We start from the raw sequence: 17623 nt of genomic DNA on the forward strand, positions 1-17623 counted from the left end.
ATATCTAAGCTAGTTTTAGCTAGAATATATAGACTTATACCCCCACGAAATGGAGTTTAAACATGGCAGAATATGGTGCTAGTAATATTAAAGTTCTTAAAGGACTTGAAGCGGTAAGAAAAAGACCTGGTATGTACATCGGTGATACATCGATAAAAGGTCTTCATCACCTTGTATACGAAGTTGTAGACAACTCTATCGATGAAGCGATGGCAGGTTTCTGTGACACGATCAAGGTCACACTTACAAAAGAGGGATCTGCCATCATTGAAGATAATGGTCGTGGTATCCCTGTCAAAGAGCACCCAACTGAAAAAATCTCTGCAGCGACAGTCGTATTGACCGTACTTCATGCCGGTGGTAAATTCGATAAAGATACCTACAAGGTTTCAGGTGGACTTCACGGTGTGGGTGTCTCTGTTGTAAATGCACTTTCAAAAAAACTGGATATGACGATCTTCAAAGATGGCGAGATCCACACACAAAGTTTCCAAAAAGGTATCCCTGATGCCCCGCTAGAATCTGGTGACAGTACAAGAAAACACGGAACCAAGATCGAGTTCTGGCCGGATGAGACGATCTTCAAGGATAGTGTCACTTTCCAAAAAGAGATCCTGATGAAACGTTTCAAAGAGCTCTGCTACCTCAATCCAAAGATCACGATCGACTTTAGAGATGAACGTGACGGGACAAAAGAGGTGTATCATTTTGAAGGTGGTATCAAGCAGTTCGTTGAAGATATGAATACGAAGACACCGCTTTCAACGGCACAGTTTTTCCAAGGGAAAGCAGATGATATCGAGATAGATATCGCACTTATGTATTGTGATGCGGATTCAGAAAAATCACTCTCTTTTGTAAACAACATTAAAACTGCTGAAGGTGGGACGCATGAAGCAGGTTTTAGGGCCGGGCTTACACGTTCTATGGCAAGCTATATCGCTAAAAACGCCAATGCAAAAGAAAAAGGCACCAAAATCACCGGTGATGACTGTAAAGAAGGTCTTATATGTATCGTTTCCGTGCGTGTCCCTGAACCACAGTTTGAGGGACAGACAAAAGGTAAACTCGGTTCTTCTTATGTACGTCCATTGGTACAAAAATTCTTCTCTGAACACTTCAATAAATACCTTGAAGAGACCCCGTTAGAAGCAAAAGCCATCATGGGACAAATACTCCTTGCAGCCAGAGGTAGAGATGCAGCAAAACGTGCAAAAGACCTGGTAAAACGTAAAGACTCTATGAGTATCGGGACACTCCCGGGTAAACTTGCAGACTGTCAAAGCAAAGACCCTGAGATCTCTGAGATCTACCTGGTGGAGGGAGACTCTGCCGGTGGTTCTGCCAAACAGGGACGCGACAGGGTTTTCCAGGCGATCCTACCGCTCAAAGGTAAGATCCTTAATGTAGAGAAAGCACGTTTGGAAAAGATCCTCAAATCTGACGAGATCAAAAATATGATCACGGCACTGGGTTGCGGTATCGGAGACGAGTTTGATGAAGAGAAATTAAGATACCATAAGATCATTATCATGACCGATGCCGACGTTGATGGTTCTCACATTCAGACACTGCTTATGACCTTCTTCTTTAGATTCTTGAAGCCGGTCATTGAAAAAGGATATCTTTATCTTGCACAGCCGCCGCTTTACCGTTATAAAAAAGGTAAAAATGAGGTCTACTTAAAAGATGAGAAAGCACTCAATGATTATCTGATAGAAAACGGTATCTCTGCGATTGAAAGTGAGACTATGGGACAAGCAGACCTTGTGGATCTCTTTAAACTGGTTGCGTACTACCGTATGACCCTTAAAGAGATAGAAAAACGTTTTGCACTCCCTGAAGTACTTCGATATATGATCGAAAACCCAGATGTGATAGGGACCAACAATCAAGAGCTTGCAAAAACGATCGAAGCCTATATTGCCGAACTTGGGTATAACATCCTCAACAAAACCATCTCTGATGATACGATACACCTCTTTGTACAAACCAATGATGGACTGGAAGAACTCATCGTGGATGAGATACTCTTTACAAACCCTCACTATAATGAAGCGATCCATATACACCAAAAGATCAAAGACCACATCACAGAGGAGTTTGAAGACCAAGACCTTCTTGCACTCTTTACAGAGGTAGAGAGTTCGGCAAAAAAAGGTGCCTATATCCAGCGTTATAAAGGTTTGGGTGAAATGAACCCTGAACAGCTTTGGGAAACAACGATGACACCGGAGAACAGAAGACTGTTACAGGTGACCATAGAAGATGATGAGAGTGCCAGTGATACATTCACACTCTTCATGGGTGATGAAGTAGAACCTAGAAGAAACTACATTGAAAGCCATGCAAAAGATGTAAAACACTTGGATGTTTAATGCTCTATTCACAGAAAGAAGAAAGAGAACGACGTTTTACCCTGGCTCTTAGAGCAGGGGTACCCATACTCATTCTTGTTTTTCTTGTTTTTTACACTACACTTGATCATAGCAGTACACTTACCATCGGCCTGAAAGATGGGATGCTCCTTGCTGCCATTACTTTTATTGCTATCTATTATATTTATTTTTTAATGAATCTCAGTGTACAGGAGACTTTTTTAGATGCAACCACACAAGGTTTTAATAAAAAAACATTTGTCAAAAAACTACAAGAGTACAAACCAAAATCTTTGGCATGCTTGAGTGTTGAAAACCTTCCCTTACTCAGTGAAAATTACAGCAGCGAACAGATAGATAATCTTCTTTATACCATTTCCAGAAAATTGAACCTCATATTTAAACAAAATGGTTTGGAAAAAGTGCTTATTGGCCGGGGACGCGGTTCAGAATTTTTGATCGCACTGAATGATGACTATACACATATAGAGAAGATTTTGGAAACGCTGATAAAAGAAAATGGACATATCAACGATATTGACGTAGAGTTAAAATTTGCGATTATCACAAATCCAAATGGAGACTTCAAAAAAGCGATCCTGCAACTTCGAGATATTCTTGCAAGTCAAGCTGAAGATAACAATCAAGAGAAAGATACCTCTAAGATCAAAGATGCGCAGGAACTTTCAGACATAGAAAAAGAGGTGATTGCTACAATTCAGAAGAAAAAACTGCTTTTATCATTCAGACCTCTTATGAACACATCCAACCATAAGATAGATACCTATGAAATATCGGTCAAGCTGAAATCAGACACCCATAAAGATATTTTACCGCGCATATTCTTACCCATCATTAACCGTTTAGGGCTGGGAAGGGAGTATGACTTCACATTGATCACACACGTGATAGACCTCTTGCCTCTTGTCAATGAGTCGATCTCATTTACTTTTAATCTCTCTCCCTTTTCCCTCAGAGACAGCTCTTTTCAGGCAAAACTTTTTGCCTACTTAGAGGAGAAACAGGTTGACCCGTCTCGTATCATTATTCAGCTCTATGAACGCAAAACACACCATGACCTTAGCGGATACCTTAGAACACTCAAAAGTTTCAGATCTCACAGTATACGGATCTGCATCGATAACTTTGGTTCCTCTAATGCTTCTATGGAGTATATGAAGCATTTTAAATTTGACATGATACAGTTTGATAGAAGTTATGTAACGAACTTAGAAGATGAAACAACGTATGCTATGCTACACTCTTTGATCAATATGGCAAAAGAGTTAAACGTACAGACGGTGGCTAAATGGGTCGACAATGAGATACAAGAAAATAAACTCAAAGCGCTGGGTATTGACTACATACAAGGATTTGGTGTAAGTAAATCCATCAATGAAGAAACACTTATCAATAGATACAACTAAAGGAAAGACAATGAAATACGGTGAACAAGAGATACTAGAATTCGACATTAACAATGAAGAGAACTACTGGCCCAATGAGCATCCAAAAAATTATACGATCAATATTGAACTCCCCGAGTTCATGTGCATGTGCCCACGTTCAGGATATCCTGATTTTGCTACGATCAAACTCAGCTATCAACCAGATCAGAAAGTGATAGAGCTTAAAGCATTGAAACTCTACATCAATTCTTTTATGAGACGATATATCTCTCATGAAAACTCTGCCAATGAGATCTATGATGCGCTTTATAGTAAGCTCAAGCCTAAATCCATGAAACTCATCGCAGATTTTAATCCCAGAGGAAATGTACATACCGTTATAGAGATAGACAGCACAAAAAACTAAAACATTACAATTTGACATACATTTAAATTTTCTTCAAAAAATCTATTATGATACACTTACATGAACAGTAAGGATACCCATGATAGATTTTCATGAAGTGATGCAAAGAGTCAAAGAGATCCTCTCTGCAGAGACCGAAAAAGAAAAAATACTTGACAGAGATATAGCAGACTCTCTGAAACTTGATCCCCAATACTTTGCGGTCATCAAAAGACGCAAAAAGATCCCCTATGAATCGCTGGCCCATTTTTGTAAGCATCATAAGATCAGTCTGAATTGGATACTTCTGGCACAAAAACCTCAGTATTTGACCTAAATCGACTTTATAGCTATAATAAAACACGTTATACAATTTAATTAAAGGGACATCATGAGTAAATTAGACGAAAAAGTTGAACACTATATTGCTGCTTCCAAAGAGTTAGATTTAGGTCTCTCAGAAGACCTCATTGCCAAAGTAACAGCTGGCCTGGGTCCATCTATCTATCAACAGGATGCTGAAACGGTATCATGTTCAGACAGTGCAGAACTTGACACCGTAAAAAAGAATTTTCTAGGGAATAAACTCGGAGTTGATGCAGATGATGCTACGTTGGATGCTGCGATCAAAAAAGTATGTGAAACGATGGGAACATCCAACAGACATAAATACCGTGCACTCTTCTATGCACTTCTTGTCAAGGAATTTGGCAAAGAATCAGTGTATGGATAAGCACTAAAAGAAGATTTATATCTTGATAAACAGGATATATCTCTTCTGCTCATCATTTTTACCAAATCCAACGATCTCCATATCTTTATACTGAGCATTGACATCCATTTTAAGCTCAAAAAGCATCGCTTCCATATCAAGTATCAAGATGGATGGGATAAGCTCTCCTATGGTCAATTTTTTATCACTGCCATCTATCTTGAATGTCAGTTGTCTTTTTTCTCTCTCCAGTTCCACACTGTTTAAAGGGGCTTCTCCCGCATAGATAAGCTGTTCACTATTCTGGGCATCTGCTTTAAGCAGGCCGGCCGTCACCTCATAGGTTTCATGATTACCTATCTGCTCTCTTACATCCTCTATAAGGTCTATAATTACTCTCATACTGTGTCCTTTAAATACTATACTATGCTAATTCAAAAATTAAAATAGAATAATACTCTTCCGTCATATTGGTAAAATAGTTAAGTTCATAGCTAATTTGCTGTAGATTTGGTTTGATGGTGTTTTCGTAATGAGAGAGCTTACAATTAGTAAGTGGCCGGATGGAGAAAACTCCATCCGACCGAATGTCTAGTAAAGAAACTCGAAATTAGCTATTACGCTTTTCGATGATCTCTTTAGCTACGTTCGCTGGAACTTCTTCATAGTGATCAAATTCCATAGCGTACGTTGCACGACCTTGTGTCATTGAACGTAGGTCAGTTGAGTAACCGAACATTTCAGAAAGTGGTACGAATGCGTTAACGATCTTGTTACCAGCTCTGTCATCCATACCTGATACTTGTCCACGTCTTTTAGCAACGTCACCGATCACGTCACCCATATAATCTTCAGGTACCTCAACTTCAACTTTCATCAATGGCTCAAGGATCACTGGATTCGCAGTTTTACAACCCTCTCTGAATCCCATAGAACCTGCAAGTTTAAACGCCATTTCAGATGAGTCAACATCGTGGTAAGAACCATCATATACTGTTACTTTAACATCTTCAACAGGGTAACCTGCTTGGATACCTCTTTGCATTGCCTCTTGTACACCTTTATTGACCGGTTGGATAAATTCTTTTGGAATAACCCCACCTTTAACTTCATCAACAAACTCGTAACCAAAACCTGGTTCTTGTGGTTCGATTCTAAGGAATACGTGACCGAACTGTCCACGACCTCCAGACTGTTTAGCGTACTTGTATTCTTTTTCTACAGATTTTCTAATCGTCTCACGGTATGCAACCTGTGGTGCACCCACTTCCGCTTCAACTTTAAACTCTCTTTTCATTCTGTCTACAAGGATTTCAAGGTGAAGTTCACCCATTCCAGAGATGATCGTTTGACCAGACTCTTCATCTGTAGCAACACGGAAAGATGGATCTTCTGCAGCTAGTTTTGATAGAGCAATACCCATTTTTTCCTGGTCAGCTTTTGTTTTAGGTTCAACTGCAACAGAGATAACCGGCTCTGGGAAATCCATTCTTTCAAGTACGACTTTATCTTTCTCTGAACAGAGTGTATCTCCAGTAGTTGTATTCTTCAATCCAACAACCGCACCGATCTCACCCGCGTAGATCTCAGAGACTTCTTCACGTTTGATCGCATGCATTTTCATGATACGACCGATACGCTCTTTTTTCTCTTTTGTAGAGTTAAGTACATAAGAACCTGACTCTAAAGAACCACGGTATACACGGATAAATGTCAAAGTTCCTACAAATGGATCTGTCATAATTTTAAATGCAAGTGATGCGAATTCACCGTTATCTGTTGAATCAACAGTCACTTCAGTATCTTCATCTTCCATCATAGTACCCTTAATTGCAGGCGCTTCTACTGGAGATGGAAGGTATGCAACAACAGCATCAAGTAGTGTCTGAACACCTTTGTTCTTAAATGCTGTACCTGGAAGCATAGGCACGACATGCATACCGATCGTCGCAGCTTTAATACCAGCAACGATCTCCTCTTGAGTAAGCTCTTCACCCTCCATGTATTTTTCCATAAGCGCTTCATTACCGTCTACGGAAGAGATCTCTTCGATCATTTTTTCACGGTATTCTTCAGCTTGGTCTTGAAGCTCAGGACGGATATCTTGCTCATGGTATGCAGAACCCATTGCAGCATCAGCATCCCATACAACTTCTTTCATCTTTACAAGGTCAACAACACCTTCGAAGTTCTCTTCAGCACCGATAGGAAGTTGGATAACCAGTGGGTTACCTTTAAGTCTTTCACGGATCTGTCTCTCAACTTCTAAGAAATCTGCACCCGTTCTGTCCATTTTGTTAACAAATACAAGTGATGGTACACCATAACGGTTTCTTTGTCTCCAAACTGTTTCTGATTGTGGTTGAACCCCACCAACTGCACAGAATACTGAAACAGCACCATCAAGTACTCTCATTGAACGTTCAACTTCAATAGTAAAGTCAACGTGACCCGGAGTATCGATAATGTTGATCTGCTTACCTAACCACTCACAAGTTGTAGCAGCAGAAGTAATCGTAATACCTCTCTCCTGCTCTTGCTCCATCCAGTCCATCGTTGCAGCACCGTCATGTACCTCACCGATCTTGTGTTCAACACCAGTATAGAAAAGGATTCTTTCAGTTGTTGTCGTTTTCCCTGCATCAATGTGAGCAGCAATACCGATGTTTCTTACGTCTTCAAGTTTGTGCGTTCTTGCCATAACTTAGTTCCTTACCATCTGTAGTGAGCAAACGCTTTGTTCGCTTCAGCCATTCTATACGTATCTTCTTTCTTCTTGAAAGCAGAACCTTTTTCAGTTGCAGCGTCCATAAGTTCATTACTTAAACGCTCCATCATTGTTCTTTCATTTCTTTTTCTCGCTGCATCAACGATCCATCTGATTCCCAGTGATTGTTGTCTTGCAGGTCTAACTTCTATAGGCACTTGGTACGTCGCACCACCTACTCTTCTAGACTTTACTTCCATTACAGGTTTCACGTTATCCATTGCTTTGTTGAATACGTCAATACCTTTTTCTCCAGATTTTGATTCAATTCTCTCTAACGCAGCATACATAACTCTTTGCGCTGTGCTTTTCTTACCATCAAGCATTACTGCATTGATGAACTTTGTTAATACTTTAGAACCGTGTACTGGATCTGGCAATACCGGTCTAACGGGAGCTTTTCTTCTTCTCATTCTATTTCCTTCTTCAATCTTATATGGTTGATTTACTCAAGTCTTGCCCCCTAAGGATAAATGACAACACCTGTTTCAAGTCTATCTTTAGACTAAACTCTTACTTTATACGCGTTTAAATACTCTAAGATTACTTAGGTCTTTTAGTACCGTATTTAGATCTTGCAACTGTTCTTCCAGTTACACCTGAAGCATCGAGTGCACCACGTACAATGTGATACTTAACACCAGGTAAATCTTTAATTCTTCCGCCTCTTACAAGTACGATAGAGTGCTCTTGAAGGTTGTGACCCTCACCACCAATGTATGAGATTACTTCAAAACCACTTGTCAATCTTACTTTAGCAACTTTTCTAAGCGCCGAGTTAGGTTTCTTTGGTGTTGTAGTATATACTCTTGTACATACGCCTCTTCTCTGAGGACATTTTACGAGTGCAGGTGATTTTGATTTTTTCACTTGCTTTTTACGTTCTTTACGAATCAATTGATTAATTGTAGGCAAATCGTTTCCTTTCTAGTTAGTTTGAATTGAGATCTTATCTCTTGAATCTGGGTTCTTACACCACATAAAAACATTCACTGTGAACGTTTATATCTAGCCTAGTTCCTAGAGAAAATTGGATGCAAATTATATCGAAAAATTCTTTAGAATTTCTTATACTTAAAATAAGGGAGAAGAAAGAGGGTTAAACTGTTTCTTTAAGACAAGAAACAGCCTGCAGAGATTACTCTGCAGCTGTGAGTTTGAGGCTATCTTTATCTATCATACCAGTACCTACTGGGATAAGACGTCCGATAACAACGTTTTCTTTAAGATCTTCAAGCGTATCTACTGTTCCTGCGATCGATGCAGAAGTCAGTACTTTTGTTGTATCCTGGAATGAGGCAGCAGAGATAATACTGTCTGCTCCAACCGCTGAACGGGTAATACCTACAAGCATTGGCTCAGCAATAGCAGGTTCACCGCTCAGTGCGATCACTCTTTCATTCTCTTCTTGGAACTTACGACGAGAGACAATATCTCCAGCGATAAACTTAGAGTCACCACTCTCAACCACTTTCACTTGTCTCATCATTTGAGATGTCACGATCTCGATGTGCTTATCTGAGATATTAACCCCTTGTCTACGGTAAACCATCTGTACCTCAGATACAATGTACTCATACAATGCTTTTTCACCAAGTGCCGCAAGGATATCATGACTTGAGATCGTACCGTCAGTCAGTTTTTCACCCGCATGCACATATTCACCCGCATGGACAAGTGCTACTTTATTCTTATCGACGAACTGCTCAGTGACCTGATTATTGTCACCAGTAATGATCAGTCTCTCTTTACCACGTAATGGCTTACCGAAACTTACTACACCATCAATCTGTGCAATTAATGCGATATCTTTAGGACGTCTCGCTTCAAAGAGTTCAGAAACTCTTGGAAGACCACCGGTAATATCTTTTGATTTGATCGCCGCTTTTGGTGTTTTTGCCAAGATATCTGCGATACTTACTTCGTCTCCATCTTTTACAAAAAGGATCGTCTTCGCATCCAATTGATAACGGATCAACTCTCCGCTTTCAGTTGCCAACACGATCGCTGGTTTATAAGCAGCAGGGATATACTCATTCAGCTCAAGTCTTGTATCACCTGTCACTTCGTCAAACTGCTCAACCACAGTCACACCCGGGATGATATCTTCAAACTTCAGTTTCCCTTGCTGTTCAGCAATAATAGGCTCTGAATATGGATCCCACTCAGCGATCACTACCTGAGAAGCTGTCTCTGGTGCAGAAAGAAGATCACCTCTTTGTACCATCGCATCATTGTCCACTTTTACAACAGACCCTCTTGAGATATAATGTCTTGCTGCTTCTCTGTTGTTATCATCAACAACTACAGCAAAGAGACCTTTTTCTACTACTTTTGTACCTTCAGTAATCCCTGTATGTGCTTCAAGGTAATCCCCTTTAAGTAAGAAGAACTTCACTGTACCTTTTGACTCAGAAACCACATTTTGTGTCACTGGTGCACCATCTTCCACTTTCAGTTCAGAAGCAAATGGCACACGGCTTGGTACAGACCAACCCTCATTGATCACTTCAACGATAGAGTCACCCTCTTTTACTTTATCACCATCTTGAAGCGGTAAGAAAAGTTTTCCTTCAACTTTACCTGCAACACCTGCAAGTTCATTTGACTTGGCGACATCTGATTTTCTAAGGTTGTACTTTATCTCATCTGCGCTGCCTGCATTGACAGAGATCACATATTCATCATGTGTCACAATAAGAGAGATCGTACCATCTACCGTTGCTTTGATCTTCGGTTCAACCAAAAGAACCCCAGCATTTCTTCTGTTTGCAACGATCAGGTTACCCTCTCTGTTACGGTATACATTCAAGTTATAGTATCTGATGAAACCTTCTTTGCTCGCGATGACTTGTCTATCTTCTTTACCTGCTGTTGCCGTACCACCTGTGTGGAATGTACGGAGTGTAAGCTGTGTACCTGGCTCACCGATAGATTGTGCGGCGATAACCCCTACCGCTTCACCACGTTTAACGATTTTGTTATCCGCCATGTTCAGACCATAACATTTTGCACAGATACCTTTTGGTGCTTTACATGATGATGGTGCTCTCATCACTACAGAACGTACACCTGCATCTTGTACTCTTGCCGCAGTCTCTTCATCTATCATCGTACCTTCACTGACCAATACTTCAGAAGTAATAGGATCGATCACATCTTCAGCCAATACTCTACCATAGATACGGTCTGCCAATGGCTCGATCATTTCATTACCCACAACAATATCTGATACTTCTACACCTTCGTGTGTACCACAATCTGACATAGAGATCTTCACGTTTTGTGCCACATCGATCAGTTTTCTTGTCAAGTAACCCGCATTCGCTGTCTTAAGTGCTGTATCGGCAAGACCTTTTCTCGCACCGTGCGTTGAAATAAAGTACTCAAGTACATTCAGACCTTCACGGAAGTTCGACGTAATAGGTGTTTCAATAATAGACCCATCTGATTTCGCCATAAGACCCCTCATACCAGAAAGCTGTCTGATCTGTGCTGCGGAACCTCTCGCCCCAGAGTCTGCCATCATATGCACTGAGTTAAACCCGTCTTTGTCTTCTCTAATAAGAGACATAAGACCCTCGGCAATACCATTGTTCGCATCCGTCCAGATATCGATAATTTTGTTATACCGCTCTTGATCCGTTAAAAGACCTGCACCATATTGTCTTTGGATCTCTTTTACTTCTTCTTTGGCAGAAAGAACGTTCTCTGCTTTCATCTCAGGGATCTTGATATCATCCACAGAGATAGAAACACCTACTTTAGTTGCATATTTGAAACCCATATCCTTAAGATTATCAAGGAAACCGGCAGCTTCAGAAACACCACCTATTTTATAGATATAGTCAACCAACGCACCGATATCTTTTTTCTTCAACACTTTGTTCCAGTATTTTTCCGGTACATAATCCGGAATGATCGATTTCAAGATCAGTCTACCTGCAGTTGATTTTGTAATATGTCCATCGACCACTGTTCTGATACGTGCATTAAGATCCAGTGACTGTTGCTCAAATGCAATCTCCACTTCTTCAACATTTGCGAAAAGTTTATGTTCACCTTTTACATCATTTTTTTCAAGTGTAAGGTAATACAGACCCAAAATCATATCCTGTGAAGGTACGGCGATCGCCTTACCTGATGCCGGAAGCAAAATGTTCATCGATGCAAGCATCAATACTTTTGCCTCAGCGATCGCTTCATCAGAAAGTGGTACGTGTACGGCCATTTGGTCCCCATCGAAGTCGGCGTTGAACGCAGAACATACCAGTGGGTGCAATTGGATCGCTTTACCCTCGATCAGTCTCGGGTGGAACGCTTGGATCGACAATTTGTGAAGTGTTGGTGCACGGTTCAGTAAGATAGGATAGTTATCAACTACCTCTTCCAAACACTCCCATACTTCATTCTCTTGCTTTTCGATCATCTTTTTGGCTTGTTTCAGTGTCGTTGCATACCCTTTTTCTTCAAGCTTTGCCATCAAGTGTGGCTTAAAGAGTTCGATCGCCATTTTCTTAGGCAATCCACACTGATCCATACGTAAATCTGGACCAACAACGATAACAGAACGACCCGAAAAGTCAACCCTTTTACCAAGAAGGTTTTGTCTAAAACGACCTTGTTTACCTTTGATCACTTCAGAAAGTGACTTCAGTGGTCTTTTGTTTGCACCCTTAACTGCATTTCCTCTTCTACCATTATCAAAAAGTGCATCGACTGCTTCTTGAAGCATACGCTTTTCATTTCTAACGATAATTTCAGGGGCATCAAGTTCTACCAATCTTTTAAGTCTCTGGTTTCTGTTGATCACTCTTCTATAAAGGTCATTCACATCAGAAACAGCGAATTTACCGCCATCAAGACTTACAAGAGGTCTTAGATCCGGTGGAAGTACCGGCAGTTGTGTCAACATCATCCACTCTGGTCTGTTTCCTGAGTGAAGGAATGCTTCGATCACCTTCAGACGTTTAACGATCGTCTTTCTTTTTGCTTCAGATTTTGTCGCTTCAATATCAAGTTTCAACTGATTGAACATATCCACAAGGTCAAGTTCTGCAAGCAGTTCCTGAATGATCTCTCCACCCATTCTTGCATCAAGGTCTGTACCGCCAAAACGTTGAGTGATCTGTTGATACTGCTCTTCATTCAATACATCATATTTTGCCAGTGGCGTTAAACCTTCACTGTCATAAGATGCTTCACCCGGTGTTTTAACGATATATGCTTCATAGTAAAGTACTCTCTCAAGGTCTTTCATCTTTACACCCAAAAGTGTACCGATACGTGATGGAAGTGAAGAGACATACCAGATATGTGCCACAGGCGCGATAAGATCAATGTGCCCCATACGGTTTCTTCTTACTTTAGAAGTGGTGACTTCAACCCCACATTTTTCACATACGACACCTTTATAACGCATCTTTTTGTATTTACCGCAAAGACACTCATAGTCTCTGATAGGTCCAAAGATCTTCGCACAGAAAAGACCATCTCTTTCCGGTTTGAGGGTTCTATAGTTGATCGTCTCTGGTTTTTTTACTTCACCGTAACTCCATGAGAGTACTTTCTCCGGACTTGCAACTCTAAGCTGTAGTGCTGCGACATCATTCGGTCTCTCTTCGCTGTTAAGATCTATTGGTGTTAAATTCTCTAAAAACTTACTCATTTTCACCCTCCACTTCTTTTTTACTCTCATATAATTCTGTATCAAGACCTAATGCTTGAAGTTCTTTTGTCAATACGAACATCGTTTCAGGTACACCTGATTCAGGAACAGCTTCACCTTTTGTGATCGCTCTGTATGCTCTTGCTCTACCTTCAACATCATCTGATTTGATGGTCAACATCTCTTTAAGTGTATGTGATGCACCATAGGCTTCCAGTGCCCATACTTCCATCTCACCGAATCTCTGTCCACCGAAGAGTGCTTTACCACCCACTGGCTGTTGTGTTACAAGTGAGTAAGGTCCAGTTGAACGTGCATGCACTTTTTCATCAACCAAGTGGTGAAGTTTAAGCATATACATATAACCCACATTGACTCTCTCTATCATCTGCTCACCGGTTTTCCCGTCAAACAGAACCATTTTACCATCACTGTCCATCTTAGCCATTTCGAAAAGTTTGTCGAATTCAGCCTGGTTCGCTCCTTCAAATACCGGTGCAGCAAATTTTACACCTGTAGACCAGTCTCTACCGTATTTGATCAACTCTTCATCGCTCATACTCTCTAACAGTGCTTTTGCATTCATCAATTTTGCTACATCTGCAATTTCACTCATCTTCGCTCTGAGATCTTTAATGAACGTCTCTTTTTGATCGTTAAACATCTCTTCGATCTGTTCCCCAAGGTTTTTACCAATCAATCCCAAGTGTACTTCAAGGATCTGCCCGATATTCATACGAGAAGGTACCCCTAGTGGGTTCAAAATAATTTCTACCGGTCTTCCATCTTCCTGGTATGGCATATCGATCTCTGGTACGATATTAGAAACGATACCTTTATTTCCGTGACGTCCTGCCATTTTATCACCTACTTTGAGCTTTCTCTTGGTAGCGATATAGATTTTTACAAGCTTCGTGACACCTGAAGGAAGAATATCATCTTTTTCAAGTACGCTCAATTTCTCTTCATGCTCTGTCTTCAGTCTTTTCTTTTGTTTCAAGAAGTAATTTTTCAGTGACTCATATTCGTTTTGTACATCTTCTGTGAAAGACTGAACTACGCCTCTTAGTGCAAATCTGTTTACACCCTTGATCGTCTCTTCATCGATCTTAGAACCTGCTGCATACTCCGTTTCACCGATCGTTACAGCTTTCACCAACTCTTGTCCTGAAAGGTAGTTTGCAATACGCAAGATCTCTTCTCTATCTATCATAAGAAGCTGATCATGGTGGTCACTGTCCAGGATCGCTTTCTCTTCTTCATAGGCCTGGATCGCACGTGCGTCCTTTTCATACCCTTTTTTCGTAAAGACTTTGATATCGACAACCACACCTTCCATAGATGCTGGACAATAGAGTGATTTATTGACCACGTGTCCTGCTTTTTCGCCAAAGATCGCTCTTAAGAGTCTCTCTTCTGGTGTTGGTTTGATCTCACCTTTAGGAGAAACTTTACCTACCAGGATCATACCAGGTTTTACATAGGTACCGATCTGAACAATACCACTCTCATCCAAGTGCAACAACTCATCTTCACGGATATTCGGGATATCACGCGTGATCTCTTCCGTACCATGCTTAAGTTCTCTTGCTTCCACTTCTTTTTCATAGGTATGCACTGACGTAAAGGTATCTTCACGGATCAGTTTTTCAGAAATAATAATCGCATCCTCATAGTTATATCCATACCAAGGCATAAATGCAACACGGATATTCTTACCGATCGCAAGTTCTCCCTGATCCATATTCGCACCATCGGCAATGACCTGTTTCGCTTCGATCTTGTCACCGAGTTTTACAATAGGTGTTTGCGTGAACGTCGTGTTCTGATTGGTTCTCATGTTCTTTTCAAGCGGATAGTGGTCTATGAATACACCACTCTCATCTTCGCCCATGATATAGATGTTCTTCGCATCAACTTTTTCAACCGTACCGGCTCTTTCTGCCTTCACACATTCCCATGCATCACGACTCACGATCGCTTCCATACCTGTACCGACCACTGGTGCCTCTGTTTTAAGAAGAGGTACTGCCTGACGTTGCATGTTCGATCCCATCAGTGCACGGTTCGCATCATCATGCTCCAAGAATGGGATCAATGCCGCTGCAGAACCAGAGATCATCAAAGGAGAGATATCGATAAGATCAACTCTTTTTGCCTCATTAAGTTCGATATTCCCGTTCAGTCTGGTCTCGATAAGATCTTCAACGATACGTCCGTTCTCATCTACAACAGTTGACGCAGGCGCGATACATTTGTCCTCTTCCTGTGTGGCAGTAATGTAGACGATTTCATCTGTCACTTGGCAATCTTTCACCACTTTATAGGGCGCTTCAATGAATCCATGTTCATTTACTTTCGAGTAGGTAGCCAATGTATTGATAAGACCAATGTTCTGACCTTCCGGAGTCTCAATAGGACAGATACGTCCATAATGCGTAGGGTGTACATCCCTTACTTCAAATCCAGCTCTCTCTTTAACAAGACCACCTTCACCCAATGCTGAAAGTCTTCTTTTGTGTGTCACTTCTGAAAGTGGGTTCGTCTGATCCATGAACTGTGAAAGCTGCCCTGATGAGAAGAACTCCAAAATCGTATTGGTGATCATTTTAGAGTTTACCAGATCATGTGGCATCAACTCATCCAATGTTCCAGATACTGTTGTCATCTTGTCTTTGATCGCTTTTTGCATCTTCACAAGACCACTGTGAAGTTCATTACCAAGAAGCTCACCGATCGCTCTAATTCTTCTGTTACCTAAGTGGTCTCTATCATCGATATGACCTTGACCATTCTTTACTTTAATAAGATATTTCACCGTATGGATAAGATCTTCTGCAGTCAGTACTGTAGCATACTCAGGAATATCCAGACCCAACTTGTGGTTCATTTTCATACGACCGACTTTAGTCAGGTCATATCTTTCCGGATCAAAGAAGAGTTGCTGCAAGAATGCTTTTGCTGCATCAGGTGTTACTGGTTCACCTGGTCTCATCACTTTGTAGATACGGATCGCTGAAAGTACATTTTCATCATCGATCTGTTCTGTTTGCTTTAAAAGTCTTAAACTTTCGTTATCTGCAATAAATGCGTTAATGATCGACATATCCGCACCCTCAGCAAGGTCATTGATGATCTCGATCGTATCAATACCCTCTTCGATCATCTTTTTAAGTTTGCTCTCATCCAGAGGAGTCACGACATCATAAAGTACTTCACCGCTCTCCTGGTCAATGATAGGCTTAGCCAAGTGTCTTTCCATCAATACTTCAAGCGGATATTCGATCCACTCTAAACCATCTTCGATCAGTTTTTCTGCTTTTTTCTTTGTCAGTCTTTTCCCTGCATTGACAACCGTATTACCATCCATGTCTTTGACATCATACTCTGCTCTACCGCCAAAATCATTCGCATCAAATCTTACGAGGAATCTGTTGTCTTTGATATGGATCTCTTTTGTTGCGTAGAAGAGTTTTACAATATCATCTTTAGAGTAATCCAATGCTCTGAAAAGGATCGTCACAGGGATCTTTCTTCTTTTGTTGATACGTGCATAGAGAATATCTTTGGAATCATATTCAAAATACAACCATGAACCACGATCTGGGATGATCTGTGCAGAGTAAAGCATACCGCTTCCTGCAGTCGTTCCCTCTTCTTCTTTGAAGATAACACCCGGAGATCTGTGAAGTTGATTGACGATTACTCTTTCAACACCATTAACAACAAATGAAGTTCTATCTGTCATCAATGGAATATCACGTACGAAAACAGCTTGTTCTTTGATCTCTTTTGGATCAAGTTTTTCCCCTGTTTTTTCATCTCTGTTCCAGATCGTCAGTGCAATATTCATCTTTAGTGATACAGAGTAGGTCAACCCTCTCTCCATACACTCTCTAACGGTATATTTTGGTTTAACAATTTCAGAGTTTTTATACGTAAGTGTCAGTCTGTTTTGTTGGTCATGGATAGGGAAAGAAGATCTGAAAACTTTCTCTAATGTAGAGTTTTTTCTGTCTTTTTCACCTAGCATTAAAAAGTTTTCATAACTTTTTTGTTGAAGTTGGAGCAAATTTGGGATTTCAATTTCTCTTGGTGTTTTGGAAAAGTCAACACGGAGTCTGTTACCAGAATGTAAAGAATTTAACATGGGTTATCCTTATTTCGGTTTAGTTTGGTTTATGTAGTGTGTTTAATGTGTATATATTGGGTATACAAAAAAACTATTGCCGTGAGGGTATGAAAATGTCTCCGAATAGTTTATCGCTATATCCAATGAGGTTTGTGACTTGAGCTTAGGCAAT

At 40.6% G+C, this 17623-nt stretch carries 11 protein-coding genes; 5 read left to right on the forward strand and 6 right to left on the reverse strand.

Annotation, left to right across the window (positions count from 1 at the left end):
- Nucleotides 1–62: 62 nt before the first annotated feature.
- The 5 genes from gyrB to SULAR_RS10380 all read left to right on the forward strand — a co-directional run bounded on the left by gyrB (nt 63) and on the right by SULAR_RS10380 (nt 4905).
- Nucleotides 63–2378: a DNA topoisomerase (ATP-hydrolyzing) subunit B gene (gene gyrB, locus SULAR_RS10360; RefSeq protein WP_008245798.1), complete on the forward strand. Its 2316-nt coding sequence runs from the start codon at nt 63–65 to the stop codon at nt 2376–2378.
- Nucleotides 2378–3805 carry an EAL domain-containing protein gene (locus tag SULAR_RS10365; protein WP_008245799.1) on the forward strand — a complete coding sequence of 476 codons (1428 nt, stop codon included), beginning with the start codon at nt 2378–2380 and terminating at the stop codon, nt 3803–3805. Before gyrB ends, SULAR_RS10365 begins: the two co-directional genes overlap by 1 nt.
- Before the next feature lie 10 nt (nt 3806–3815).
- Nucleotides 3816–4193, forward strand: coding sequence for a preQ(1) synthase (gene queF / locus SULAR_RS10370; RefSeq protein WP_008245801.1), 378 nt, complete (start codon nt 3816–3818; stop codon nt 4191–4193).
- Between the two features lie 79 nt (nt 4194–4272).
- Complete coding sequence (locus SULAR_RS10375) at nt 4273–4509, forward strand: hypothetical protein (RefSeq protein WP_008245803.1); 237 nt, start codon at nt 4273–4275, stop codon at nt 4507–4509.
- Nucleotides 4510–4563: 54 nt separating this feature from the next.
- Nucleotides 4564–4905: a DUF2853 family protein gene (locus SULAR_RS10380; protein WP_008245805.1), complete on the forward strand. Its 342-nt coding sequence runs from the start codon at nt 4564–4566 to the stop codon at nt 4903–4905.
- Nucleotides 4906–4920: 15 nt separating this feature from the next.
- Here SULAR_RS10380 and SULAR_RS10385 read toward each other — a convergent pair whose 3' ends face one another.
- The 6 genes from SULAR_RS10385 to rpoB form a co-directional block, all read right to left on the reverse strand.
- The gene (locus tag SULAR_RS10385; RefSeq protein ID WP_008245806.1) at nt 4921–5286 is read right to left on the reverse strand and encodes a hypothetical protein; all 366 of its coding nucleotides are present in this window, start codon (nt 5284–5286) and stop codon (nt 4921–4923) included.
- Between the two features lie 208 nt (nt 5287–5494).
- Complete coding sequence (gene fusA / locus SULAR_RS10390; protein WP_008245809.1) at nt 5495–7585, reverse strand: elongation factor G; 2091 nt, start codon at nt 7583–7585, stop codon at nt 5495–5497.
- A gap of 11 nt (nt 7586–7596) precedes the next feature.
- Nucleotides 7597–8064, reverse strand: coding sequence for a 30S ribosomal protein S7 (rpsG, locus tag SULAR_RS10395; RefSeq protein WP_008245811.1), 468 nt, complete (start codon nt 8062–8064; stop codon nt 7597–7599).
- Nucleotides 8065–8194: 130 nt separating this feature from the next.
- Nucleotides 8195–8566 carry a 30S ribosomal protein S12 gene (rpsL, locus tag SULAR_RS10400; RefSeq protein WP_008245813.1) on the reverse strand — a complete coding sequence of 124 codons (372 nt, stop codon included), beginning with the start codon at nt 8564–8566 and terminating at the stop codon, nt 8195–8197.
- Nucleotides 8567–8789: 223 nt separating this feature from the next.
- Entirely contained in the window at nt 8790–13319 is a 4530-nt protein-coding gene (gene rpoC / locus SULAR_RS10405) for a DNA-directed RNA polymerase subunit beta' (protein WP_008245815.1), read from the reverse strand.
- Nucleotides 13312–17469, reverse strand: a complete 4158-nt coding sequence (gene rpoB, locus SULAR_RS10410; RefSeq protein WP_008245817.1) for a DNA-directed RNA polymerase subunit beta — start codon at nt 17467–17469, stop codon at nt 13312–13314. Before rpoB ends, rpoC begins: the two co-directional genes overlap by 8 nt.
- Nucleotides 17470–17623: the final 154 nt, after the last annotated feature.

The sequence above is a fragment of the Sulfurovum sp. AR genome, from assembly GCF_000296775.1.
In the GTDB taxonomy this organism is placed as follows: Bacteria; Campylobacterota; Campylobacteria; order Campylobacterales; family Sulfurovaceae; genus Sulfurovum; species Sulfurovum xiamenensis.

Bases quoted from the DNA above. Each gene is read 5' to 3' on its own strand.
- SULAR_RS10385 (WP_008245806.1), bottom strand. From the start codon at position 5,286: ATGAGAGTAATTATAGACCTTATAGAGGATGTAAGAGAGCAGATAGGT.
- gyrB (WP_008245798.1), top strand. From the start codon at position 63: ATGGCAGAATATGGTGCTAGTAATATTAAAGTTCTTAAAGGACTTGAA.
- SULAR_RS10365 (WP_008245799.1), top strand. From the start codon at position 2,378: ATGCTCTATTCACAGAAAGAAGAAAGAGAACGACGTTTTACCCTGGCT.
- fusA (WP_008245809.1), bottom strand. From the start codon at position 7,585: ATGGCAAGAACGCACAAACTTGAAGACGTAAGAAACATCGGTATTGCT.
- rpoC (WP_008245815.1), bottom strand. From the start codon at position 13,319: ATGAGTAAGTTTTTAGAGAATTTAACACCAATAGATCTTAACAGCGAA.
- rpsG (WP_008245811.1), bottom strand. From the start codon at position 8,064: ATGAGAAGAAGAAAAGCTCCCGTTAGACCGGTATTGCCAGATCCAGTA.
- queF (WP_008245801.1), top strand. From the start codon at position 3,816: ATGAAATACGGTGAACAAGAGATACTAGAATTCGACATTAACAATGAA.
- SULAR_RS10380 (WP_008245805.1), top strand. From the start codon at position 4,564: ATGAGTAAATTAGACGAAAAAGTTGAACACTATATTGCTGCTTCCAAA.
- rpoB (WP_008245817.1), bottom strand. From the start codon at position 17,469: ATGTTAAATTCTTTACATTCTGGTAACAGACTCCGTGTTGACTTTTCC.
- SULAR_RS10375 (WP_008245803.1), top strand. From the start codon at position 4,273: ATGATAGATTTTCATGAAGTGATGCAAAGAGTCAAAGAGATCCTCTCT.